Below are 24,863 nucleotides of genomic sequence, written 5' to 3' on the forward strand. Positions count from 1 at the left end.
GGAACCGGACGACACATGACGCAATACAGTGCCAGCTCCATCGAGGTGCTCTCCGGCCTCGAGCCGGTGCGCAAGCGCCCGGGGATGTACACCGACACCAGCCGGCCCAACCACCTGGTCCAGGAGGTGGTCGACAACAGCGTCGACGAGGCGCTGGCCGGCCACGCCAGCCGCATCAGCGTGCGCCTGTTCGAGGATGGCGGCATCGAGGTGGCCGATGACGGCCGCGGCATGCCCATCGACATCCACCCCGAGCACGGCGTCTCCGGGGTGGAGCTGATCCTCACCCGCCTCCACGCCGGCGGCAAGTTCTCCAACGCCAGCTACCAGTTCTCCGGCGGCCTCCATGGGGTCGGGGTCTCGGTGGTCAATGCGCTCTCCAAGCGCCTCGAGGTGGAGGTGCTGCGCGACGGCAGCCGCCACGCCATCGCCTTCGAACATGGCGAGCCGGTCTCGCCGCTGTCGGTGGTCGGCAGCGTGGGCAAGCGCAACACCGGTACCGTGCTGCGCTTCTGGCCCGAGGCGAGCTACTTCGACAGCCCGCGGCTCGCCGTCGGGCGCCTCAAGCACCTGCTGCGCGCCAAGGCGGTGCTCTGCCCGGGCCTCGAGGTACGCCTGGTGGAGCCGGACGGTACCGAGAGCCGCTGGCAGTACGAGGACGGCCTGCGCGACTACCTGGCCCAAGCCACCGACGGCTATGAGGTGCTGCCGGCCTCGCCCTTCATCGGCCACTTCGCCGATGCGGAGCACGGCGTGGACTGGGCGATCCAGTGGCTGCCGGAGGGCGGCGAGCCGCTGCTGGAGAGCTACGTCAACCTGATCCCCACCCCCCAGGGCGGCACCCACGTCAACGGCCTGCGTGCCGGCCTGCTCGAGGCCCTGCGCGAGTTCTGCGAGTACCGCAGCCTGCTGCCGCGGGGCGTCAAGCTCACCGCCGAAGACCTGTGGGAGCGGGTCAGCTATGTGCTGTCGGTGAAGATGCTCGATCCCCAGTTCGCCGGCCAGACCAAGGAGCGGCTCTCCTCGCGCACCGTGGCGGGCTTCGTCTCGGGGGTGGTCAAGGATGCCTTCTCGCTGTGGCTGAACCACCATGTCGACCAGGCCGAGGCCCTCGCCGAGCTGGTCATCAGCGCCGCCCAGCGCCGCCAGAAGAGCTCGAAGAAGGTGGCGCGCAAGAAGGTCACCTCGGGACCGGCGCTGCCCGGCAAGCTGGCCGACTGCTCCGGCCAGGACCCGGCCCAGAGCGAGCTCTTCCTGGTGGAGGGCGACTCCGCCGGCGGCAGCGCCAAGCAGGCGCGCAACCGCGAGAGCCAGGCGATCCTGCCGCTGCGCGGTAAGATCCTGAATACCTGGGAGGTGGAGAGCCACGACATCTATGGCTCCCAGGAGGTCCACGACATCGCCGTGGCCGTGGGCATGGAGCCGGGCAGCGACGACCTCTCCAAGCTGCGCTACCACAAGATCTGCATCCTCGCCGACGCCGACTCCGACGGCCTGCATATCGCCACCCTGCTGTGCGCGCTCTTCGTGCGTCACTTCCCGGCACTGGTGGATGCCGGCCACGTCTACGTGGCGATGCCGCCCCTCTACCGCATCGACCTCGGCAAGGAGGTCCACTACGCCCTGGACGAGAGCGAGAAGGTGGCGATCCTGCGCCAGCTCGAGGGCAAGCGCGGCACCCCCAACGTGCAGCGTTTCAAGGGCCTGGGCGAGATGAGCCCGCTGCAGCTGCGCGAGACCACCATGGCGGTGGAGACCCGCCGCCTGGTGCAGCTCACCCGGGAAGCGGGCGACGGCACCATGGAGATGATGGACATGCTGCTGGCGCGTAAGCGCGCCGCCGACCGCAAGAGCTGGCTCGAGGATTACGGCAACCTGGCGGATATCGAGGTATAGCCACAAGCCACAAGCCACAAGCCACAAGCGCCAAGGGCGAGCGGCGCCGGGGACAGGTCGGAGGGGAGGTCCTATGCCAGGGATGGCATCGGTAGCGCCCAGGGAAGGGTTCACAGCGCCTCCCCGAAGGCCTGTCGCCGGATCAGCCGCGAGGTAAGAAAGCCAACGATTTTGGACACCCTGATCAGGGGCATACCGTATGACCATGGATATCCAGGTGGCGGAGGGCGATGTCGAACGCCTCTCGCTGCGCGAATACACCGAGAAGGCGTACCTCGACTACTCGATGTACGTCATCCTCGACCGGGCGCTGCCCCATGTGGGCGACGGCATGAAGCCGGTGCAGCGGCGCATCGTCTACGCCATGCGCGAGCTCTCGCTCACCGCCAACGCCAAGCACAAGAAGTCGGCGCGCACCGTCGGCGACGTGCTGGGCAAGTTCCATCCCCACGGCGACAGCGCCTGCTACGAGGCGATGGTGCTGATGGCCCAACCCTTCAGCTACCGCTACCCGCTGGTGGATGGCCAGGGCAACTGGGGCAGCCCCGACGACCCCAAGTCCTTCGCCGCCATGCGCTACACCGAGGCGCGGCTGTCGAAGTTCTCCGAGGTGCTGCTCGCCGAGCTGGGCCAGGGCACCGTGGACTGGACCCCCAACTTCGACGGCACCATGAACGAGCCGGTGGTGCTGCCGGCGCGCCTGCCCCATGTGCTGCTCAACGGCGGCACCGGCATCGCCGTGGGCATGGCGACGGACATCCCGCCGCACAACGTGCACGAAGTGGTGGAGGCCACCTGCCACCTGCTGCGCCATCCCGAGGCCACCACCGCCGACCTGGTCCGACAGCTGCCGGCCCCCGACTTTCCCACCGAGGCGGAGATCATCACCCCGCGCTCGGACCTCAGGAAGCTCTACGAGAGCGGGCGTGGCTCGGTGAAGCTGCGCGCCCGCTACGTGCGCGAGGAGGGCAACGTGGTGATCACCGCGCTGCCCTACCAGGTCAGCGGGGCCAAGGTGCTCGAGCAGATCGCCGCCCAGATGCAGGCCAAGAAGCTGCCCATGGTCGCCGACCTGCGCGACGAGTCGACCCACGAGGAGCCGACCCGCCTGGTGATCGAACCGCGCTCCAACCGGGTCGACATCGAGGCGCTGATGGCGCACCTCTTCGCCACCACCGACCTCGAGAAGAACATCCGCGTCAACATGAACGTGATCGGCCTGGACGGCCGCCCACGGGTCATGCCGCTGCCCGAGCTGCTCGGCGAATGGCTGCGCTTCCGCCGCGCCACGGTGCGTCGCCGCCTCGAGCATCGCCTGGGCAAGGTGGAGGATCGCCTGCACCTGCTCGAAGGCCTGCTGATCGCCTACCTCAACATCGACGAGGTGATCCGCATCATCCGCGAGGAGGACGAGCCCAAGCCCGCGCTGATGGCCGCCTTCGGTCTCTCCGACCGCCAGGCCGAGGCGATCCTGGAGCTGCGCCTGCGCCACCTGGCCAAGCTCGAGGAGATGAAGATCCGCGGCGAGCAGGAGGAGCTCGAGGCCGAGCGTGCCCGCCTGCAGGAGCTGCTCGGCAACGAGGCGGCGCTCACCGACCTGATCGAGGCGGAGCTGCGCGAGGCCGGCGAGAGCTACGGCGATGCGCGCCGCTCGCCCATCGTCGAGCGCGAGGAAGCCCGCGCGCTTTCCGAGGTGGAGCTGGTGGGCGCCGATCCCATCACCGTGGTGCTCTCCGAGAAGGGCTGGATCCGCAGCGCCAAGGGGCACGAGATTGACCCCGCCGGGCTCTCCTACAAGGCCGGCGACCGCTTCGCCCTGGCCGCCCGCGGCAAGACCAACCAGCCGCTGGTGCTGCTCGACGACACCGGTCGCGCCTACACCCTGCAGGCCCACAACCTGCCAAGCGCCCGGGGGCAGGGCGAGCCCATCACCAGCCGGGTCAACGTGGTGACCGGCGCCCATATGGCGGGGGTCATGCTGGCGCCGCCGGCCACCCGCTACCTGCTCGCCTCCGACGGCGGCTATGGCTTCGTGGCCCGGCTCGAGGAGCTGATCGGCAAGAACAAGTCGGGCAAGGCGGTGCTGACGGTGCCCAAAGGGTGCAACGTCCTGCCCCCGGTGGCGGTGCCGGAAGGGGAGGGGGCACTGGTCGCCGCGGTCTCCAACGAGGGGCGCCTGCTGCTCTTCCCGCTGGCGGACCTGCCGGAGATGGCCAAGGGCAAGGGCAACAAGATGCTCGATATCCCCGGCCCCCGCGCCGCGCGGCGCGAGGAGTTCGTGCGCGACCTGGTGGTGCTGCCGGAGGGCGCGGCGCTGGTGGTGCACGCCGGCAAGCGCCACCTCACCCTCAAGGCGGACGATCTGGCGTATTATCGCGGCGAGCGCGGCCGGCGCGGCAGTAAGCTGCCCCGCGGCCTGCAGAAGGTCGACAGGCTGGAAGCGTTGAGCGGCGACACCTGACAAGATGGTGCCGCGGCGCCGGGTCAGCCGCGGAAACGAGAGAGCTCCTGAGGCAACCATGACACGACGAATCCTGATTCGCGCCACCGGCGCGGCGCGGCCGGGCCAGCTGGCCGGCCTCGGCCGAGCCCTGGCCACCAGCGGCGCGCGGCTGCTGGACATCAACCAGAGCGTGACCTTCGGCATGCTCTCCCTGGAGGCTCTGGTGGGCCTCGACCACGAGGCCGACCTCGAGGCGGCGCTGGCGGCGGCGGGAGACGAGCTGGGCCTCGACGTCCAGGCGATCCAGGTCGCCGCCGAGGACTACCAGCGCTGGAGCAGCCAGGCCAGCCAGCCACGGCTGATCCTGACCCTGCTGGCGCCGCACCTGCCCGCCGGGATCCTGGCCGAGGTGGGCGCGCTCACCGCCGAGCATGGCCTGACCGTGGAGCTGATCCATCGCCTCTCCGGCCGCGAGCCGCTGGATGGTGGCGTGCCCGGCGAGCACGACGCCATCCAGGGCGCCTGCGTGGAGTGCTGGCTGCGCGGCGAGGAGGTCGACCTCGACGCCCTGCGCGAGAAGGCCCTGGCGCTGGGCGCCATGCACGGCGTGGACATCGCCATCCAGGAGGACTCCATCTGGCGCCGCCACCGTCGCCTGGTCTGCTTCGACATGGACTCCACCCTGATCAAGGCCGAGGTGATCGACGAGCTGGCGCGTCGCCACGGCGTGCATGACGAGGTGGCCGAAGTCACCGAGCGCGCCATGCGCGGCGAGCTCGACTTCCAGCAGAGCTTCCGCGAGCGCATGGCCAAGCTCAAGGGGCTCGACGAGTCGGTGCTGGCCGAGATCGCCGAGGAACTGCCGCTGATGGACGGCGTCGAGCGCCTGATGGCCCAGCTCAAGCGCCTGGGCTATCGCACGGCGATCCTCTCCGGCGGCTTCACCTACTTCGCCCGCCACCTGCAGGAGCGGCTCGGCTTCGACGAGATCCACGCCAACGAGCTGGTGATCGAGAACGGCAAGGTGACCGGCGAGGTCGCCGAGCCGATCCTCGATGCCGACCGCAAGGCGCTGCTGCTGCGCGAGATCGCCGAACGCGAGGGGCTGGCCATGGAGCAGACCATCGCCGTGGGCGACGGCGCCAACGACCTCAAGATGCTGGCCGCCGCCGGCCTCGGCATCGCCTTCCGCGCCAAGCCCCTGGTGCGCGCCCAGGCGCGCCACGCCATCTCCACGCTGGGGCTCGACGCCGTGCTCTACCTGATCGGCTATCGCCAGGGTGACCTGGAGGAGCCGAGACCGTGAGGGCAGGGGTTGAGACCTGGCGCGACCGCTTCGAGCGGCTGCGCGCCAACAAGTTGTTCGAGACCGCGGTCATCGCCATCATCATCCTCTCGGCGCTGCTGATCGGCGCCAAGACCTATGAGGAGACCAGCCGTTTCCAGCAGTGGCTGCTGGTCCTGGACATGGCGGTGACGGTGTTCTTCCTGGTGGAGATCCTGATCCGCATGGCGGCGGAGAAGCGCCTGCGCGACTTCTTCCGGCGCGGCTGGAACGTCTTCGACTTCCTGATCGTCACCGCCAGCCTGATCCCCCTGGACGATTCGGAGATGGTGCTGCTGGCGCGGCTGCTGCGCATCTTCCGGGTGCTGCGCCTGGTGTCGATGATCCCCGAGCTGCGCCTGCTGATGGCGGCGCTGGTCAAGTCGATCCCGCGCATGGGCTACGTGGCGCTGCTGATGTTCATCATCTTCTACATCTACGCCGCCATCGGCAGCTTCCTATTCGCCGATGTCGACGACTTCCTGTGGGGCAACATCTCCATCGCCATGCTCACCCTGTTCCGGGTGGCCACCTTCGAGGACTGGACCGACGTGATGTACGCCACCCAGGAGGTGTACGCCTGGAGCTGGCTCTACTACCTGACCTTCATCTTCCTGACCGCCTTCATCTTCCTCAACATGATGATCGGCATCGTGCTCGATGTGATGCAGAAGGAGAGCGTGCAGCAGGAGATCGAGAGCGGCGAGGGCGAGGCCGCCGAGCTCCACGGCCTGCGCGATGACGTGCGCGAACTGCGCGAGCAGCTCTCGCGCATGGAGACGCTGCTGGAACGGCGGAGTTGACAACGTCGCCCAGGCCTGATTCTCTAGGGGGCATGAACCTGACCGCGTACGACCTCGACCTACGACTACTAGCGCTGGCCTGAGCGCTGGCGGTGCCGTCTGCACCGCCGAGTCATCGCTCCCCCGTGGAGCCCCGGTCGTCAAGAGGTCGTACCATGTCATCCACCCCCGTCATCACCCAAGCCCATCGTGCCGCCGCGGTCGCGCCCATGTGCCGCGATGCCGTCGTGCCGATGCTGCCTGCCCCCGCGCCCCGACCGCCCCACGGCCGTCGGGGCGCGGTCGTTTGCGAACGCCAGCCCGCCTGACGCCCCGATCCCAGAGGAGAACGCCGCCATGATGCTCGACAACCCCGCCGCCAAGTATCGCCCCTTCGTCGCCGTGGACCTGCCCGATCGCCAGTGGCCCAACCGCCGCATCGAGCAGCCGCCGATCTGGACCAGCGTCGACCTGCGCGACGGCAACCAGTCGCTGATCGATCCCATGGACCAGGAGCGCAAGCAGCGCCTCTTCGACCTGCTGGTGAAGATCGGCTTCAAGGAGATCGAGGTGGGCTTCCCCTCCGCCTCCCAGACCGACTACGACTTCGTGCGCTCGCTGATCGAGAACGACAGGATCCCGGACGACGTCACCATCCAGGTGCTGACCCAGGCCCGTGACCACCTGATCGACCGCACCTTCGAGGCGCTGCAGGGGGCGAAGAGCGCCATCGTGCACGTCTACAACGCCACTGACCCGATGTTCCGCCGGGTGGTGTTCGGGGTCGACAAGCCCGAGTGCATCCAGATCGCCGTGGAGGCCACCGCGCGCATCCGCCAGCGCATGGAGGAGGCGCCGCAGACGAACTGGACCTTCCAGTACTCGCCGGAGCTCTTCACCACCACCGAGATGGAGTTCGCTAAGGAGATCGTCGAGGCGGTGATGGATACCTTCGGTGCCAGCACCGAGAAGAAGATGATCGTCAACCTGCCGGCCACGGTGGAGGTCGCCACCCCCAACAACTACGCCGACCAGATCGAGTGGTTCTGTCGCCATGTCAAGGACCGCGACGCCCTGATCGTCAGCGTGCATCCCCACAACGACCGCGGCACCGGCGTGGCCGCCGCCGAGATGACCCTGATGGCCGGCGCCGATCGTGTCGAGGGCACCCTGTTCGGCAACGGCGAGCGCACCGGCAACGTGGACCTCGTCACCCTGGCGATGAACATGTACACCCAAGGCGTGCATCCGGGGCTCGACTTCTCCAACATCACGCCGGTCATGCGCGAGGTGGAGTACTGCAACCAGCTGCCGGTGCACCCGCGCCACCCCTACGTGGGTGACCTGGTGTTCACCGCCTTCTCCGGCTCCCACCAGGACGCCATCAAGAAGGGCATGGCCGAGCGTCGCGCCCACCCGGAGGCCGTCTGGGACGTGCCCTACCTGCCCATCGACCCGCTCGACGTGGGCCGCAGCTACGAGGCGGTGATCCGCGTCAACAGCCAGTCCGGCAAGGGCGGGGTCTCCTACCTGCTCGAGCAGGAGCACGGCATCGAGCTGCCGCGCCGCCTCTCCATCGAGTTCAGCCAGGTGGTGCAGGAGGTGGCCGACCGCACGGGCAAGGAGATCACCTCGCAGATGATCTACCAGGCCTTCGCCGACGAATACCTCGAGCAGACCTCGCCCTTCGGCCTGGTCAGCCACCGCCTCTCCTCGGAGCCCGACAGCCCCACCGTGACCCTGGAGGCGACCATCGAGGAGCGCGGCGAGCGGCGTACCCTCACCGGCCAGGGCAACGGCCCGCTGGCGGCCTTCATCAAGGCGCTGGCCGCCGCCGGCCATGACGTGGAGATCATCGACTACCACGAGCACTCCCGTGGCCAGGGCTCGGATGCCGAGGCGATCGCCTACGTGGAGGTGCGCATCGACGGCGAGGCGGTGTTCGGCGTGGGCAGTGACGAGAGCATCACCAGCGCCTCCATGAAGGCGGTGATGAGCGCCATCAACCGCAAGCTCTCCACCCAGGCACCGGCGGCCAATGTCACGGCCGCCTCCTTAGCTTGAAGCCATAAGCTGGAAGCTTGAAGAAAACCCGATACCCCCAGCCTCATGCCGATTCCTCGGCGTGGGGCTGGGGCTTGTTCTTACGGTCCCAAGCTTGAGCCCGCAAAGCGGGCGTTCTTCCTGTTCCAAAGCAACCGGGAACTTCCAGCTTCAAGCTTCCAGGAGCGAAGCGACGCTCTTCCAGCTCAGAGTGGCGTCTTGCTCCCTTCGCCGGGAATCTCCCTGACCAGCCGCGGCATCAGGAAGCCCGGCAGTTGCTCCCGCAGGCCCGCGACCAGCTCGCGGGCCTCCTCGTCGGGCACGTCGAAGTGGGCCGCGCCTGCCACGGGGTCGAGCACATGGAGGTAGTAGGGCAGCACACCGGCGTCGAAGAGCCGCTCGGAGAGCGCGGCCAGGGCCGCCACCGAGTCGTTGACGCCGCGCAGCAGCACGCTCTGGTTGAGCAGCGTCACGCCGGCGCCCCTGAGCCGCGCGCAGGCGGCGATCACGGCGTCATCGATCTCGTCCGCGTGGTTGATATGCAGCACCACCACCTTCTGCAGGCGGGTGGCGGAGAGCCAGGCGAGCAGGGCGTCGTCGACCCGCTCGGGGATCACCACCGGCAGCCGGGTGTGGATCCGCAGCCGTTTCAGGTGGGGAATCTCGCCCAGGCGCTCCACCAGCCAGGCCAACTGGCGGTCGCTGGCGGCCAGCGGATCGCCGCCGGAGAGGATCGTCTCGCGGATGGTGGTATCGTCGCGCAGGGTGGCGAGGCTCGCCTCCCATTGGGCCCGGGAGGGGGAGTTTTCGGCGTAGGGGAAGTGGCGCCGGAAGCAGTAGCGGCAGTTGACCGCGCAGGCGGGGCTCGCGATCAGCAGCACCCGGCCGGCGTACTTGTGGATCAGCCCCTTGGCCGGCGTGTGCGCGGCTTCCTCCAGCGGGTCGGTGACATAGCCGGGGGCGGGCCGGGCCTCCGCGTCTAGCGGCAGCACTTGGCGCAGCAGGGGGTCGTCCAGGTCCCCCGGGCGCATGCGCGCCAGGAAGGCCTCGGGCACGCGCACCTCGAAGAGCCCATGGCCCGCCTCGGCCCCGGGCAGCCAGCGCTCATCCAGCCCCAGGCGGCGGCACAGCTCGCGCGGGTCGCGGATGGCGCCGGCCAGCTGGGCCTGCCAGGCGGGCGGCGGCGTCAGCGGTTCGGCGTCGTCATGACGCTGCAAAGGGGTGGGGCTTCGGGTTATCATGCGGCACACCAGTCGATACGGGCGAGGCGGACGCCGTGGCGCACCGCCTCGCCGAGAGTCGTTTCCCAGCGCGCCGCCGGGGTTACCGGGGGCGCGCTCGAATATACGAGTGAGTGAAGATGGCGAGCTATTCTACCAACGAATTCAAGGGCGGTCTGAAGGTGATGCTTGACGGCGATCCCTGCGCGATCGTCGAGAACGAGTTCGTCAAGCCCGGCAAGGGCCAGGCGTTCAACCGCGTCAAGCTGCGCAACCTGATGACCGGCAGGGTCTGGGAGCGCACCTTCAAGTCCGGCGAGAGCCTGGAAGGGGCCGACGTCCTCGACCTGGACATGGAGTACCTCTATAACGACGGCGAGATGTGGTACTTCATGAAGACCGACGGCTCCTTCGAGCAGTACCCGGTGGAGAAGAAGGCCCTGGGCGACACCGAGAAGTGGCTCAAGGAGCAGGTGGTCTACACCGTCACCCTGTGGAACGACAACGCCATCAGCGTGACGCCGCCCAATTTCATCGAGCTCGAGGTCACCGAGACCGATCCCGGCCTCAAGGGCGACACCGCCCAGGGCGGCTCCAAGCCGGCGACCCTCTCCTCCGGCGCCGTGGTCCGCGTGCCGCTGTTCATCAACGAGGGCGAGGTGCTCAAGGTGGATACGCGGTCCGGCGAGTACGTCTCCCGCGCCTGATTGCATTTAGCTACGCGCTGAAAGCGGCGCCGGGGACAGGTCGAAGCGGAGGTCCTATGGCAGGGGTGAGGAGCACTGCTCCGAACGGGCTGGCCATGGATGGCCAGCACCGGACCTGCGAGTGAAGCGGGACGCGAGAGCGAAGCAGGGCAATCGGTAGCGCCCAGGGATGGGTTTACAGCGCCTCCGCGATGGTCCGACACTTCGGGGCCTGTCGCCGGATAAGCCGCGGATCTGCCCTATTAAGGCCACGCTTCGGCGTGGCCTTGGCGATTCTGGAGACCCTGAAGATGATCGATGACTGGCGCCCCACGGCGACCATCGCGACCCTGCGCGAGCGGGCGCGACTGCTGGGCGAGGTGCGCGCCTTCTTCGCCGAGCGGGACGTGCTGGAGGTGGAGACCCCGGTGCTGGGCCACGGCGGCAGTACCGACCTGCACCTGGCTTCGCTCTCGGTGGAGGCGACCACGCCGGCCGGCCGTGAACGGCTGTGGCTGCAGACCTCGCCGGAGTTCGCCATGAAGCGCCTGCTGGCGGCGGGTAGCGGGCCGATCTTCCAGCTGGCGCGCTGCTTCCGTGATGGCGAGGTGGGGCGGCGCCACAACCTCGAGTTCACCATGCTGGAGTGGTATCGCCCGGGCATGAGCCTCGAGGCGCTGATCGAGGAGACGGCGGCGCTGGTGCACCGGGTGCTGGGCCGAGAGCCGGAGGAGGCGCCGGGAGCGCTGCGGCGTCGACGCTATCGTGAGCTGTTCCGCGAGGCGCTGGCCATCGATCCCTTCACCGTGCCACTCGACACGCTGCGCCGACTGGCGGCGGCGCAGGGCGGCCTGGCCATGGACGACGCCCCCCGCGACGACTGCCTCGACCTGCTGATGAGCCTGGTGATCGAGCCGCAGCTGGGCCGAGAGGGCATCGAGGTGGTGGTGGACTATCCGGCCAGCCAGGCGGCGCTGGCGCGGCGCCACCGCGACCCGGAGGATGGCGAGTGGGTCGCCTCGCGCTTCGAGCTCTACCTGGCGGGGCTGGAGCTCGCCAACGGCTACGACGAGCTCACCGATGCCGCCGAGCAGGCGGCGCGTTTCGATGAGGACAACGCCGCCCGGCGGGCGGCGGGGCTTGTCGAGGTGGAGGTGGACGCCCGCCTGCTGGCGGCACTCGAGCACGGCATGCCGGCGGGCAGCGGGGTGGCGCTGGGCATCGACCGGTTGATCCAGCTGGCGCTGGGCCACGAGAGCGTGGCGGAGGTAATGGCCTTCGCCACCCCGCGCTGCTAGGCCCGGGAGACCAGGGCGCCGGGGGGAAGTCTAAACGGAGGTCCTATGCCAGGGATGGCATCGGTAGCGCCCAGGGATGGGTTCACAGCGCCTCCGCGATGGTCCGGCACACCGGGACTTTCCGCCGGGACAGCCCGGGGACTATTTCGCCAGTTCCCCCAGCGACTGCCCCATCCGAACCTTGTCGCCGGCCTCGATACCGTCGGCGAAGGTCAGCGGCTCGGCGAAGGCCATCACCACGGTAGAGCCGAGCTTGAAGCGGCCCATCTCCTCGCCCTTCTCGAGCCGCACCGGGGTGTCGAAGCGCAGGCGCTGCACCTCGCCCCGGGGCAGCGGGGTGATCTGCCCCGCCCATACCGTCTCGATGGCGGCGACGATCATCGCCCCCACCAGCACCAGCGCCATGGGCCCGTGTTCGGTGTCGAAGTGGCACACCAGCCGCTCGTTGCGGGCGAACAGGTTAGGGACATGCGCGGTGGTGGCGGCATTGACCGAGAACAGCCGCCCCGGCACATAGACCATCTCGGTCAGGGTACCGGCAAAGGGCATGTGCACCCGGTGGTAGTCGCTGGGAGAGAGGTAGACGGTGGCGAAGCTGCCGCCGAGGAAGCGACGGGCGGCGTCGCCGTCGCCCCCCAGCAGCTCCATGGCCGAGAAGCGGTGCCCCTTGGCCTGCAGCAGCTGGCCGGCCTCGATGGCGCCGAACTGCGAGAGCCGCCCGTCCGCGGGGCTCACCACCCCCTCACCGATGGGGCGCGCGTCCGTCTTGAGGGCGCGGGTGAAGAAGTCGTTGAAGGTGGCGTAGGCGGTCGGGTCCGGCTCGGCGGCCTCCGCCATGTCGACCCCGAAGCGGCGGATGAAGGCGCGCACCAGGGCGTTGCGCAGCGCGGGCTGGCGACACTCGGCGAGCCGCCCCACCAGCCGCGACAGCAGGTGGTGGGGCAGGGGGTACTGGATCAGGGAAAACAGCTTGGCGAGGGACAAGGCACGAGGTCTCTGAGGGGAATCGGGGGTAATGGCGGCTTACTTCTCGATCGGGGTATCGTCGCGGTTGCCCCACTCCTTCCAGGAGCCGGCGTAGCCGCGGATCCTCTCGAAGCCGAGCGCCCGGCCCACCAGCCAGGTAAAGCCGCTGCGATGGTGGCTCTGGCAGTGGGTCACCACCTCCATGTCCGGGGTCAGGCCCAGGGCCTCAAGCTCGGTGATCAGTTCGGCGTAGTCACGGATGCGCAGGCCGCGCTCGCGGTCCATGGCCTCGGTCCACTCCAGGTTCACCGCGCCCGGTACATGGCCGAGGCGGCGGTTGTCGCCCTTCTCGCCACGGTACTCGGCCGGGGAGCGGGCGTCCCATACCGCGAAGCCCTTCTCGCCCAGGCGTTCGGCCAGCTCGGCACGGTCGACGAGCACCTCGGGGTGCAGGATCTCCGCTTGGTAGTCGCTGGGGGTGGGCCGGCTGGCCTCGCTTGCCACCGGCTGACCCGCCTCGCGCCAGGCATGGATGCCGCCGTTGAGGTAGGAGTAGCGGGTGTGGCCGATCAGCTCCAGGGTCCACAGCAGGCGCCCCGCCCAGCCGCCGCCCTCGTCGTCGTAGGCCACCACGTGGGTGTCGCGGGTCAGGCCCAGCTCGCTGAACAGCGCCGAGAGCTGCTCGACGGTGGGCTCGAGGCAGGGCACCTCGCCCTCGCCGCGCATCAGCCGCGCCTTGTCCAGGAACACCGCGCCGGGCACGTGGCCCTCGGCGTAGCTCTCGGCCTTGAGGGGCACGTCGACGATCAGCAGCGACGGCTCGTCGAGGTGCTCGGCGAGCTGTTCCGGCTCGACGATCAGCGGCAGCAGGTTGGCTTCGGAACTCATGGGGCTCTCCTTGCTTGTTCTGGATCGGGCGTGTTCTGGATCGGGCGTGTCAGAGCTTGGCCTGGCTTATGCCAGCGAGTCGAGGATACGCCGGTAGCTGGCGAAGCGCTCGGGGTGGATCTCGCCGCGCTCCACCGCCTCGAGCAGGGCGCAGCCGGGCTCGTGACGGTGGCGACAGTCGCGGAAGCGGCAGTGGCCGAGGTGGGGGCGAAACTCGATGAACCCCTCGGTGACCTGCCGCTCGTCCAGGTGGGTCAGGCCGAACTCGCGGATCCCGGGGGAGTCGATCAGCTCTGCGCCCTCGGCCTCCGGCAGGCGGTAGAGCCGTGCGGTGGTGGTGGTGTGGGTGCCCTTGCGCGACTCCTTGGACAGCGCACCGATGCGAAGTTCCTCGTCGGGGAGCAGGCGGTCGATCAGCGAGGACTTGCCCACGCCGCTCTGCCCCACGAACACCGAGGTGCGCCCGGCCAGGCGCGCCAGCAGCGCCGAGAGGCCATCCTCGCGCTCGGTGGTGGTGGCCACCACCGGGTAGCCCAGCGCGGCGTAGCGCTCCAGCAGCACCCTCAGCTCGCCGCCCCCCTCGGGCAGCAGGTCGACCTTGTTGAGCACCAGCACCGGCGGGATGCCGGTGGCCTCGGCGGCCACCAGGTAACGGTCGATCAGGTTGGGGTGGGGCTCGGGTTCCACGGCGAAGACGATCAGCAGCTGGTCGATGTTGGCGGCCACCGGCTTGAGCTGGCCGCGGGCGTCGGGACGCTCCAGCACGCTTTCGCGCTCGCCCCGGGCCACCACCACGCCCTCCACGGTGCGTCCCTCGGCATCCTCGCGGCCGCGCCACACCACCCGGTCGCCGGTCACCAGGCCCTCGAGGTTGGCGCGCAGGTGGCAGCGCACGGCGCCGCCGTCGTCATCCGGGCGCACCTCCAGGGTGCGGCCGAAGTGGGCCACCACCCGTCCCGGCCGCTCGGGGCCATAGTCGCCGGCGGCCAGCTTCTCGCTATCCTGCTCGTCCTTCCGCGCGGCGCGCTCGGCACGCTCGGCCTGGATCTTCTCGACGCGCCAGCGCTGCTGGCGGCTCAGCTTGCGTTTGCTCATGGGCCCCTGAAGCTCGGTACAATGTCGGCATTGTACTCATCCATGACGCCGGCTGTCGCGACGTTGCGCGCCGGCCCCGCAGGAGGCGATTCCCCATGAGCTCGACCCCCCCCGCCAAGGGCGACACGCCCGATCCCCGCCAGCAGCGCCTGGTGTGGATCGACCTGGAGATGACCGGGCTGGACCCGGAGAAGGAGCGCATCATCGAGGTGGCCACCCTGGTCACCGACGCCGAGCTCAACATCGTCGCCGAGGGGCCGGTGATCGCCGTGCGCCAGCCCGACGCCCTGCTCGGCGCCATGGACGCCTGGTGCACCCGGACCCACGGCGAGTCGGGGCTGACCGCCCGGGTCAAGGCGAGCGATGTCGACACCGCCGAGGCGGAGCGGCGTACCCTCGCGTTCCTGCGCGAGCATGTGGCGCCCGGCAGCTCCCCCATGTGCGGCAACAGCGTGCACCAGGATCGCCGCTTCCTGGAGCGCGAGATGCCGGCGCTGCTGGCCTTCTTCCACTACCGCAACCTGGACGTCTCGACCCTCAAGGAGCTGGCCAAGCGCTGGAACCCTGGCGCCATGGCGGGCTTCCAGAAGCGCAACGTGCACCTGGCCATGGACGACATCAAGGAGTCTATCGCCGAGCTGGCCCACTACCGGGAGACCTTCCTGCGCCTGCCGGGAGCGCAGAGCGACGAGGAGGAGTAGGCCTGGTTGGGACAAGCGCGGCTTTACCGGCGGCGGGTCCGATCGGGGGCGCTGTGAACCCATCCATGGGCGCTACCTCGGCCCTGCGGCGCTCTCGCGTCCCGCTCCGCTTGCAGGCCCTGTGCTGGCCATCCCTGGCCAGCCCGTTCGGAGCAGTGCTCCTCACCCCTGGTCCTCGGACCCCCTCCGGACCAGCCCCCGGCGCCGCTCGCTACCGGGGTCTCCTCAAGCGCTAGTGATGATGTTCTGGCGCTTCTCCCGCTGCCTGTCCAGCGCCCAGCGCACATGCTCGCGCACCAGCTCGGAGGGGTAGGCCAGCCGCGCGCGCAGCGCGGCCTCCACCGCCTCGCTCCAGGGGGCGTTGCCGAGCCCCACGGCGAGGTTGCGCAACCAGCGCTCGTAGCCGATGCGGCGGATCGGGCTGCCGGCGGTCTTCTCCAGGAACTCCTCCTCGCCCCAGGCGAACAGCGCCAGCAGGCTCGCCCGGTCGAGGGCGTGTCGCGGGGTGAAGTCCGCCTCGCCGGTGGGCGTGGCGAAGCGGGTGAAGGGGCAGACCAGCTGGCAGTCGTCACAGCCGAACACCCTGTTGCCCATCGCTTCGCGGTAGCGTTCGGGAATCGCCCCGTGCAGCTCGATGGTGAGGTAGGAGATGCAGGCCCGGGCATCCACCACCCGGTCCGCGACGATGGCGTCGGTGGGGCAGGCCGTACGGCAGGCGCTGCAGCTGCCGCAGTGCTCCCCCTCGAAGGGCGGGTCCACCGGCAGCGGCAGGTCGGTGTAGAGCTCGCCCAGGAAGAACCAGGAGCCGGCCCTGGGGTGGAGCAGCATGGCGTTCTTGCCGACCCAGCCGAGCCCCGCCTTGCGCGCCAGGGCCCGCTCCATCACCGGCGCCGAGTCGACGAAGGCGCGGTAGCCGAAGGGGCCCACCTCGGCCTCCAGGCGCTTGGCCAGGGCCGCCAGGCGCTTGCGCATCAGCTTGTGGTAGTCGCGGCCGGTGGCGTAGCGCGAGACGTAGGCGGTCTGGGGCCTCGCCAGGGTCTCGAGGGTCTCCACCTCCGCGGGCAGGTAGTCCAGGCGCACGCTGATCACCCGGATCGTGCCCGGCACCAGCTCCTGCGGCCGGGTGCGCTTGCTGCCGTGCTTGGCCATGAAGCCCATCTCGCCGTGATGGCCCGCCGCCAGCCAGCGCGCCAGGCGTGCCTCGTCCTCGGCCAGGTCGACGTCGGTGATGCCCAGCTGCTGGAAACCGAGCTCGTGGGCCCAGCCGCGCAGGCGCTCGGCCAGGGCATGCGGATCGGGGGCGTCGTCGAGGGCGGACGGGGAGGACATGATCGCGGAAACACCGTGCAGGGGGCCGGCGCCACTTGGCGACGGCCGCGGAGGCTTTACACTGTTCGATAAATGCCTTGCCTGCATTCCTATCGAACCCTCGCCATGGTAAAGCATCGCGACCCGGGAGACACCGCATGGCCGACGCCACCCGCACTGCCGAACCGCTTCACCCGCTCTACCGCGCCGAACAGGTGCGTGAGCTCGACCGCCGTACCATCGAGAAAGGGGTGGCGGGCTTCGCCCTGATGCAGCGCGCCAGTGCCGCCGCCTGGCAGGCGCTGCGCGCGCGCTGGCCAGAGGCGCGCTCGCTCACGGTGCTGTGCGGGGCCGGCAACAACGGTGGCGACGGCCATGTGCTCGCCGCCCTGGCCGCCGCCGAGGGGCTCGCCGTGCAGCGTATCCTGCTCAAGGAGATCGAGGCGCTCTCGGGCGACGCCCGTCGCGCCGCCGACATGGCCACCGCGGCCGGCGTCGGCGCCGTGCCCTGGACGACCAGCATGGCCTTGGAGGGGGACGTGCTGGTGGACGCCCTGCTGGGCACCGGGCTCTCCGGCGAGGTGCGCGGCGCCTTCCGCGAGGCGATCGCTGCGATAAACGCAAGCGACAGGCCCGTACTGGCCATCGACATCCCCTCGGGCCTGCATGCCGACACCGGTGCGGTGCTGGGCGAGGCGGTCAGGGCGAGTGCCACCGTGACCTTCATCGGCGACAAGCTGGGGCTCCACACCGGGGCCGCCGCCGACCATGTGGGTGAGCACCTCTTCCGTGCCCTCGGCGTGGACGCGGCGGCCGAGGCCGACCTGGTCCCGGCGGCCGAACGGCTGGCGGTGGGCCTGATCGAGGCCTGGCTGGCGCCACGGGCCCGCACCGCCCACAAGGGCGCTTGCGGCCACGTGCTGATCCTGGGTGGGGCCCCTGGCTTCGGCGGGGCGGCTCTGCTCGCCGCCGAGGCCTGCGCCCGGCTGGGGGCCGGCAAGGTGAGCCTGGTCACCGCGCCCGAGCATGTCACGGCGAGCCTGGTGCGCCGCCCGGAGGTGATGGTCCATGGCGTGCGCGGTGCCGCCGACCTCGGCGCGCTGCCCGACCAGGCCGACGTCCTGGCGGTGGGGCCGGGCCTGGGGCAGGGCAGCTGGGGGCAGGGGGTGCTGCAGGCGGCGCTCGCGGCGGGCAAGCCCCTGGTGGTGGATGCCGATGGCCTCAACCTGCTGGCATCACGCTTCGCGGGCCCCGCCCGCGACGACTGGATCCTGACCCCGCACCCCGGTGAGGCGGCCCGTCTGCTGGGGTGCAGTGCGGCCGAGGTGGAGGCGGACCGTCCCGCGGCGGCACTCGCGCTGCGCGATCGCTACGGTGGCGTGGTGATCCTCAAGGGCGCCGGCAGCCTGGTGGCGGGGCCTTCGGGGCTCGCCGTCTGTGCCTGTGGCAACCCGGGCATGGCCAGCGGTGGCATGGGCGATGCGCTGACCGGCATGGTCGCGGCGCTGCTCGCCCAGGGGCTCCCTGCCGAGCGGGCGGCACGCCTCGGCGTGCTGGTGCACGCCCGCGCCGCCGACCTGGCCGCCGCGGCGGGCGGGGAGCGTGGTCTGCTGGCCGGCGATCTGGCATCCTATGCGCGAATTCTGGTCAACCCGACGGCGGGCGAGGGCGATGCGGTTGCGACTCGATGATGAAGCCTCCCAGGTGGCCCTGGGCGAGTGCCTGGGGCGTGCCCTGGGCGGACGCGGGCGGGTCCACCTGGAAGGCGAGCTGGGGGCCGGCAAGACCACCCTGACGCGCGGCGTGCTGCGCGCCTATGGTCACCGTGGTGCGGTGAAGAGCCCCACCTACACCCTGGTGGAGCCCTACACCCTGGATGGCGTACGCATCTACCACTTCGACCTCTATCGCCTGGGCGACCCCGAGGAGCTGGAGTTCATCGGCGGCCGGGACCTGCTCGGCGATGACGCCCTGAGCCTGATCGAGTGGCCCGGCCGCGGCGAGGGGTGGCTGCCGCCCCCCGACCTGTGCGTCTCGCTGCGCGTGCTCGGCACCGGGCGCGAGGCCAGGCTCGAGGCCGTGAGCGACCATGGCCGCGCGGCGCTGGCACGCCTCGCCGAGGAGCCGCGCCTGGTGACCTGGCGAGCCAGGGATGGCGAAGGCGAGGCTGGGGCATGAGGCGAGTGGCCGCACGACTGCTGGGCGGGCTGCTGCTGGCGCTGGTCTCCCTGGGCGCCGCGGCGGGGGAGGTCGAGAACCTGCGCCTGTGGGCGGCCCCCGATCACGCCCGCCTGGTGTTCGACCTCGCCACGCCGACCCGCGCCGAGGTCTTCTCCCTCGACAACCCCCGGCGCCTGGTGATCGACCTCGACGACAGCCGCATGAAGGCCGATGTCGAGGGGCTCGACCTCACCGGCAGCGCCATCGGCCGCATCCGCACCGGGGTCCGTGACGGCAACGGGCTGCGCGTGGTGCTGGAGCTCGAGCGCGAGGTCGAGCCGCGTCACTTCACCCTGCAGCCCAACGACCAGTACGGCCATCGCCTGGTGGTGGACCTGGAGTACCCCGGGGAGAGCGCGGTGGAGGATCCCATCGACCCCATCGAGGCGATGATCCGCGAGCAGGAGATCGCCGCCAAGCGGGCCCAGGCCCAGGCCGACCTCGGTGGTTCCGTGGTGGCGCCCGAGCCCGAGAGCGCGGTGCAGCGTGCCCAGCCCCACCCCAGGCGTGACATCATCATCGCCATCGACGCCGGCCACGGCGGCGAGGACCCGGGTGCCATCGGCCCCTCGGGGACCCGCGAGAAGGACGTGGTGCTGGGCATCGCCAAGCGCCTGCAGGAGCGGGTCAACGGCACCGAGGGGTTCCGCGCGGTGATGATCCGCGACAGCGACTACTATGTCGGCCTGCGCCAACGCACCCGCATCGCCCGGGAGCAGAAGGCGGACTTCTTCGTCTCCATCCATGCCGACGCCTTCAACAGCCCGCGGCCCAATGGCAGCTCGGTCTATGCGCTCTCCCAGCGCGGCGCCACCTCCGAGACCGCCCAGTGGCTGGCCGAGAGCGAGAACCGCGCCGACCTGATCGGCGGGGTGGACGGCAGCCTGTCGCTCAGGGACAAGGACGAGGTGCTGCGCGGGGTGCTGCTGGACCTGACCATGACCGCCACCCTCAACGACTCCCTGGCCATCGGCGGGCAGGTGCTCGACCGCCTGGGCGGCGTCAACCGCCTGCACAAGTCGCGGGTCGAGCAGGCCGGCTTCGTGGTGCTTAAGTCCCCCGATATCCCCTCGCTGCTGGTGGAGACCGGCTTCATCTCCAACCCCGACGAGGAGCGCCGACTGCGCGACCCCGGCCACCAGCAGGGGCTGGCCCGGGCGATCTTCGCCGGCATCGAGGCGCACTTCCGCACCAACCCGCCGCCGGCCAGCCTGCTGGCCTGGCAGCGCGACCACGGGCGCAGCACCGCGGGCAACGAGTACCGCATCCAGCCCGGCGACACCCTCTCGGAGATCGCCGCCCGTCACGATGTCCCGGTCCGCCGCCTCAAGCAGGCCAACGAGCTCAACGGTGACGTCATCCGGGTGGGGCAGGTGCTGCGCATCCCCCGTTCCTGAACGTCCATCCTGCGTGGAGTGATATGTCACAACAGCGTCGTATCCGGGTCCTGGACCCGCGTCTCGCCAACCAGATCGCCGCCGGCGAGGTGGTGGAGCGCCCCGCCTCGGTGGTCAAGGAGCTGGTGGAGAACGCCATCGATGCCGGCGGCTCGCGCATCGAGGTGGAGCTGGAGGCGGGCGGCGCACGGCTCATCCGGGTGCGCGACGACGGCGGTGGCATCGGCGAGGAGGACCTGCCGCTGGCCCTGTCGCGCCACGCCACCAGCAAGATCGTCTCGCTGGAGGAGCTGGAGGGGGTGGCGAGCCTCGGCTTTCGTGGCGAGGCGCTCGCCTCGATCAGCTCGGTGTCGCGCCTGGAGCTGACCTCCAACGTCGACAAGGACCCCACCGCCGGCTGGCGGGTGGTGGCCGAGGGGCGCCAGATGGCGCCGCGGGTCAGCCCGGCACCGCACCCCCGGGGGACCTCGGTGACGGTGCGCGACCTGTTCTTCAATACCCCGGCGCGGCGCAAGTTCCTGCGCACCGAGAAGACCGAGTTCGGTCACGTGGAGGAGGCCTTCCGCCGCCAGGCGCTCTCCCGCTATGACATCGGCTGGACCCTGCGCCATAACCAGAAGACCATCCACCAGCTGCGCGCGGGGGTCGACCCCGCCAGCCGCGAGCGGCGCATCGCCGCGCTGCTGGGCAAGGCCTTCCTCGAGCATGCCCTGCACCTGGACATCGAGGCCTCGGGCCTGCGCCTGTGGGGCTGGGTCGGCCTGCCCACCCACTCCCGGGCCCAGGCCGACCAGCAGTACTTCTTCGTCAATGGCCGGGTGGTGCGCGACCGCCTGGTGGCCCACGCCGTGCGCCAGGCCTACCGCGATGTGCTCTTCCACGGCCGCCACCCGGTATTCGTCCTCTACCTGGAGGTCGACCCCGCGGTGGTGGACGTCAACGTCCACCCCACCAAGCACGAGGTGCGCTTCCGCGACGGCCGCCTGGTCCACGACTTCCTCTTCTCCAGCCTGCACCGGGCGCTGGGCGAGGCCCGCGCCGGGCAGGCCGGCGCCGCCGCCGAGGAGGAGGGGCCCGAGGAGGGCGAGTCGGCATCTGCCGAGGCCCCCGCGGGCGTCGCCGAGGCCGCCGGGCGCTGGCAGCAGCAGCCCATGGCGCTGCCGGGGCGCGACGAGGGGAGCAAGGTGACCCCGGACCGGGTGCGGGCCTTCATGGAGGGGTATCGCAGCCTGCACCCGGAGCACGAGGAGAGCCTGCTCACCCCCCAGCCCGCGGCGCCCGGGGCCGGCGGGGCCGCCGCCGGCCTGGCGCTCGCCGAGCGCCAGGCGACGCAGGCCCGGCGCCGCGAGTCGCTGCCCGAGGCGGACGACACTCGGGCGCCACCGCTGGGCTACGCCATCGCCCAGCTGCACGGGGTCTATATCCTCGCCCAGAGCGAGCGCGGCCTGATCCTGGTGGACATGCACGCCGCCCACGAGCGTATCGTCTACGAACGCATGAAGACCCAGGTGCACGGCGGACGGCTCCAGGCCCAGCCGCTGCTGGTGCCGGTGTCGCTGGCCGCCAGCCCCGCCGAGGTCGCCACCGCCGAGGCGGAGCACGAGGCCTTCGCCCGCCTGGGGGTGGAACTCGACGTCGCCGGCCCCGAGACGCTGCTGGTGCGCCAGGTGCCGGCGCTTTTGAGTGATGCCGACGTCGAGCCGCTGGTGCGTGAGATGCTCGCCGACCTCGAGCGCTACGGCCGCTCCGATCGCCTCGAGGCACACATCAACGAACTGCTCTCCACCATGGCCTGCCACGGCAGCGTGCGCGCCAATCGCCGCCTGACCGTGGAGGAGATGAACGCCCTGCTGCGCGACATGGAGCGCACCGAGCGCAGCGGCCAGTGCAACCACGGCCGCCCGACATGGACCGAGATGAGCATGAGGGAGCTGGACCGCCTCTTCATGAGAGGGCAGTAGACCCATGCCCGATACGCGCCCCCCCGCCATCCTGCTGATGGGCCCCACCGCCGCCGGCAAGACCGACCTGGCCATCGCGCTCCACGAGCGCCTGGGGGTCGAGCTGATCAGCGTCGACTCCGCCATGGTCTACCGCGGCATGGACATCGGCAGCGCCAAGCCCTCCGCCGAGGAGCTGGCCCGGGCGCCGCACCGGCTGATCGACATCCGCGACCCCGCCGAGCCCTACTCGGCGGCCGACTTCCGCGAGGACGCCCTGCGCGAGATGCGCGAGATCAGCGCCGCCGGGCGGGTGCCGCTGCTGGTGGGCGGCACCATGATGTACCTGAAGCAGCTGCTCCACGGGGTCGCCAACCTGCCGAGCGCCGACCCGGTGGTGCGCGCCGGGCTCGAGGCCGAGCTCGAATCCCGTGGCCTGGCCGCCCTGCACGCCGAGCTCGGCCGCGTCGATCCCGCCTCCGCGGCGCGCATCCACCCCAACGACCCCCAGCGGCTGCTGCGGGCGCTGGAGGTGTTTCGCCTCAGCGGTCGCCCACTCAGCGAGCTGTGGGCCGAGCAGCGCCCGGAAACCTTTCCCTGGCGCACGCTGTCGATAGGGCTCGCGCCGGCCGACCGGGCCGTGCTGCACGAGCGCATCGCCGCGCGCTTCCGGGCCATGCTCGCCCAGGGCCTGGTCGAGGAGGTCGCGGCGCTCAGGGCCCGCGGCGATCTCGACGCCTCGCTGCCCGCGATGAAGAGCGTGGGCTACCGTCAGGTGTGGGAGTACCTCGACGGCGAGGTCGACCGGGCCGGGCTGGAGCAGCGCGGCATCGTCGCCACCCGGCAGCTGGCCAAGCGCCAGCTGACCTGGATGCGCGGCTGGGAGGCGCTGCACTGGGTCGACCCCCTGGTCGGCGATCCCCTGGCCGAGGTGCTGAAATTGGTGCGCCAATTCGGCACTTAGCGTAAGATACGGTGTTCGGCAGGCCGCTGGCCGGGCCCCGCGACGGGCCCCAGAATCCCAACAACCCAACCCCCAGAGACAATTCCAGGGAGAGCAACATGTCCAAAGGGCAGTCCCTTCAAGATCCGTACCTGAACATCCTGCGCAAGGAGCGCATCCCGGTATCGATCTTCCTGGTGAACGGCATCAAGCTGCAGGGCCAGATCGAGTCGTTCGACCAGTTCGTGATCCTGCTGCGCAACACCGTCAGCCAGATGGTCTACAAGCACGCCATCTCCACCGTGGTGCCGTCGCGCAACGTGCGTCTGCCGGCCCAGGACCCTGCCGCCGCGCAGGAAGGCCAGTGAGGTAGTGATTGTTTTTTGAACGTCCCGACGCCGGAGAGACGGCGGTACTCGTCCATGTCGACTTCCAGGACGAGCAGGAGCGTGAGGATCCGGGCGAGTTCCTGGAGCTGGTGCGCTCCGCGGGGGCCGAGCCGGCCACCCTGCTGACCGGCAGCCGCCACCGGCCGGACCCGCGCACCTTCGTGGGCTCCGGCAAGGTGGAGGAGCTGCGCGAGGCGCTGTCGGTGCACGGCGCCGAGCTGGTCATCTTCAACCATGCCCTGAGCCCCTCCCAGGAGCGCAACCTCGAGCGCACGCTCAAGTGTCGCGTGCTCGACCGTACCGGCCTGATCCTCGACATCTTCGCCCAGCGGGCGCGGACCCACGAGGGCAAGCTGCAGGTGGAGCTGGCCCAGCTGGAGTACATGTCGACCCGCCTGGTGCGCGGCTGGACCCACCTGGAGCGCCAGAAGGGCGGCATCGGCCTGCGTGGTCCCGGCGAGACCCAGCTCGAGACCGACCGCCGCCTGCTGCGCGGGCGTATCAAGGCGATCCACCGTCGCCTCGACAAGGTGCGCGGCCAGCGCGAGCAGAACCGCCGCTCCCGTGCCCGGGCCGAGATCCCCAGCGTCTCGCTGGTGGGCTACACCAACGCCGGCAAGTCAACGCTGTTCAACGCCCTGACCGCATCCAGGGTCTATGCGGCCGACCAGCTCTTCGCTACCCTCGATCCGACGCTGCGGCGCCTGGAGATCGAGGACGTGGGGCCGGTGGTGATGGCCGACACCGTGGGCTTCATCCGCCACCTGCCGCACAAGCTGGTGGAGGCCTTCCAGGCTACCCTGCAGGAGGCTGCCGAGGCGACCCTGCTGGTGCATGTCATCGACGCCGCCGACCCCGACCGCGACCTCAACGTGGAGCAGGTGGAGACGGTGCTCGACGAGATCGGCGCCCTGGAGGTGCCGACGCTCAAGGTGATGAACAAGATCGACCTCCTCGACAGCGCCCCGCGCATCGAGCGCGATGGCGAGGGGCGACCCGAGGTGGTCTGGCTCTCGGCCCGCGAGGGGCGGGGGCTCGAGCTGCTCGAGCAGGCCCTGGCCGAGCGCCTGGCCGAGGATGTCATCGGCTTCCCGCTGACCCTGGCCCCCGAGCAGGGCCGGCTGCGCGCCGCCCTGCACGAGCTCGGCGCCGTGCGCGAGGAGCGCTTCGACGACGACGGCCGGACCCGCCTGCAGGTGCGTCTGCCGCGCCGCGACTTCCTGCAGCTGATGGCGCGACTGGGCGAGCGTGCCGAGGACTACCTGCCCGCGGCGCTGCAGGCGCGCGAGGCCTGGGAAGAGGCCTCCGGCCCGGGCTAGCGGGG

The 24,863-nt window shown here is 70.4% G+C and carries 20 protein-coding genes; 15 read left to right on the forward strand and 5 right to left on the reverse strand.

Features of this window, described 5'->3' with window-relative positions; translation table 11 throughout:
* Positions 1–15: 15 nt before the first annotated feature.
* The 5 genes from parE (at position 16) to leuA (ending at position 8,509) form a co-directional block, all read left to right on the forward strand.
* Positions 16–1,896, forward strand: coding sequence for a DNA topoisomerase IV subunit B (gene parE, locus Q673_RS25910; RefSeq protein ID WP_023005593.1), 1,881 nt, complete (start codon positions 16–18; stop codon positions 1,894–1,896).
* Positions 1,897–2,095: 199 nt separating this feature from the next.
* Positions 2,096–4,357, forward strand: coding sequence for a DNA topoisomerase IV subunit A (gene parC / locus Q673_RS25915; protein ID WP_023005594.1), 2,262 nt, complete (start codon positions 2,096–2,098; stop codon positions 4,355–4,357).
* 58 nt (positions 4,358–4,415) lie between these two features.
* Entirely contained in the window at positions 4,416–5,645 is a 1,230-nt protein-coding gene (serB, locus tag Q673_RS25920) for a phosphoserine phosphatase SerB (protein ID WP_023005595.1), read from the forward strand.
* The gene (locus tag Q673_RS25925) at positions 5,642–6,466 is read left to right on the forward strand and encodes an ion transporter (protein ID WP_023005596.1); all 825 of its coding nucleotides are present in this window, start codon (positions 5,642–5,644) and stop codon (positions 6,464–6,466) included. Before serB ends, Q673_RS25925 begins: the two co-directional genes overlap by 4 nt.
* Before the next feature lie 336 nt (positions 6,467–6,802).
* Entirely contained in the window at positions 6,803–8,509 is a 1,707-nt protein-coding gene (gene leuA / locus Q673_RS25930; RefSeq protein WP_023005597.1) for a 2-isopropylmalate synthase, read from the forward strand.
* A gap of 185 nt (positions 8,510–8,694) precedes the next feature.
* Here the strand turns inward: leuA and epmB are convergent, their stop codons facing one another.
* A complete protein-coding gene (gene epmB / locus Q673_RS25935; RefSeq protein ID WP_031218002.1) occupies positions 8,695–9,729 on the reverse strand; it encodes an EF-P beta-lysylation protein EpmB in 1,035 nt (344 codons plus the stop codon).
* Positions 9,730–9,848: 119 nt separating this feature from the next.
* Between epmB and efp the strand changes: the two genes are divergently transcribed.
* Positions 9,849–10,415, forward strand: a complete 567-nt coding sequence (efp, locus tag Q673_RS25940; RefSeq protein WP_023005599.1) for an elongation factor P — start codon at positions 9,849–9,851, stop codon at positions 10,413–10,415.
* A 290-nt stretch (positions 10,416–10,705) separates the two neighbouring features.
* Positions 10,706–11,692 (forward strand): EF-P lysine aminoacylase EpmA, encoded by a 987-nt coding sequence (gene epmA, locus Q673_RS25945; RefSeq protein WP_023005600.1) that lies wholly within the window; start codon positions 10,706–10,708, stop codon positions 11,690–11,692.
* A 141-nt stretch (positions 11,693–11,833) separates the two neighbouring features.
* Here epmA and asd read toward each other — a convergent pair whose 3' ends face one another.
* From asd to rsgA, 3 genes are all read right to left on the reverse strand, one after another.
* Complete coding sequence (asd, locus tag Q673_RS25950) at positions 11,834–12,676, reverse strand: archaetidylserine decarboxylase (RefSeq protein ID WP_023005601.1); 843 nt, start codon at positions 12,674–12,676, stop codon at positions 11,834–11,836.
* Positions 12,677–12,715: 39 nt separating this feature from the next.
* Entirely contained in the window at positions 12,716–13,546 is an 831-nt protein-coding gene (locus Q673_RS25955) for a sulfurtransferase (protein ID WP_023005602.1), read from the reverse strand.
* 66 nt (positions 13,547–13,612) lie between these two features.
* On the reverse strand, positions 13,613–14,641 hold the full coding sequence (gene rsgA, locus Q673_RS25960) for a small ribosomal subunit biogenesis GTPase RsgA (RefSeq protein WP_023005603.1): 1,029 nt from the start codon (positions 14,639–14,641) through the stop codon (positions 13,613–13,615).
* Positions 14,642–14,736: 95 nt separating this feature from the next.
* Here rsgA and orn point away from each other — a divergent pair, with 95 nt between their 5' ends.
* Positions 14,737–15,342 carry an oligoribonuclease gene (gene orn, locus Q673_RS25965; RefSeq protein ID WP_023005604.1) on the forward strand — a complete coding sequence of 202 codons (606 nt, stop codon included), beginning with the start codon at positions 14,737–14,739 and terminating at the stop codon, positions 15,340–15,342.
* Positions 15,343–15,567: 225 nt separating this feature from the next.
* Here the strand turns inward: orn and queG are convergent, their stop codons facing one another.
* Entirely contained in the window at positions 15,568–16,671 is a 1,104-nt protein-coding gene (queG, locus tag Q673_RS25970; RefSeq protein ID WP_023005605.1) for a tRNA epoxyqueuosine(34) reductase QueG, read from the reverse strand.
* Positions 16,672–16,808: 137 nt separating this feature from the next.
* Between queG and Q673_RS25975 the strand changes: the two genes are divergently transcribed.
* From Q673_RS25975 to hflX, 7 genes are all read left to right on the forward strand, one after another.
* Positions 16,809–18,341 (forward strand): bifunctional ADP-dependent NAD(P)H-hydrate dehydratase/NAD(P)H-hydrate epimerase, encoded by a 1,533-nt coding sequence (locus tag Q673_RS25975; RefSeq protein WP_023005606.1) that lies wholly within the window; start codon positions 16,809–16,811, stop codon positions 18,339–18,341.
* Positions 18,322–18,828: a tRNA (adenosine(37)-N6)-threonylcarbamoyltransferase complex ATPase subunit type 1 TsaE gene (gene tsaE / locus Q673_RS25980; RefSeq protein ID WP_023005607.1), complete on the forward strand. Its 507-nt coding sequence runs from the start codon at positions 18,322–18,324 to the stop codon at positions 18,826–18,828. The genes Q673_RS25975 and tsaE overlap by 20 nt, the downstream gene beginning before the upstream one ends.
* Entirely contained in the window at positions 18,825–20,267 is a 1,443-nt protein-coding gene (locus tag Q673_RS25985) for an N-acetylmuramoyl-L-alanine amidase (RefSeq protein WP_031218007.1), read from the forward strand. The genes tsaE and Q673_RS25985 overlap by 4 nt, the downstream gene beginning before the upstream one ends.
* 23 nt (positions 20,268–20,290) lie before the next feature.
* Positions 20,291–22,228, forward strand: coding sequence for a DNA mismatch repair endonuclease MutL (gene mutL / locus Q673_RS25990; protein ID WP_023005609.1), 1,938 nt, complete (start codon positions 20,291–20,293; stop codon positions 22,226–22,228).
* Positions 22,229–22,232: 4 nt separating this feature from the next.
* On the forward strand, positions 22,233–23,171 hold the full coding sequence (gene miaA, locus Q673_RS25995) for a tRNA (adenosine(37)-N6)-dimethylallyltransferase MiaA (protein WP_023005610.1): 939 nt from the start codon (positions 22,233–22,235) through the stop codon (positions 23,169–23,171).
* 98 nt (positions 23,172–23,269) lie between these two features.
* A complete protein-coding gene (gene hfq, locus Q673_RS26000) occupies positions 23,270–23,518 on the forward strand; it encodes an RNA chaperone Hfq (RefSeq protein ID WP_023005611.1) in 249 nt (82 codons plus the stop codon).
* Positions 23,519–23,526: 8 nt separating this feature from the next.
* Positions 23,527–24,858 (forward strand): ribosome rescue GTPase HflX, encoded by a 1,332-nt coding sequence (gene hflX / locus Q673_RS26005; protein ID WP_023005612.1) that lies wholly within the window; start codon positions 23,527–23,529, stop codon positions 24,856–24,858.
* Positions 24,859–24,863 lie beyond the last annotated feature (5 nt).

The organism is Halomonas sp. PBN3, from assembly GCF_000475415.1.
GTDB classification, from domain to species: domain Bacteria; phylum Pseudomonadota; class Gammaproteobacteria; order Pseudomonadales; family Halomonadaceae; genus Halomonas; species Halomonas shengliensis.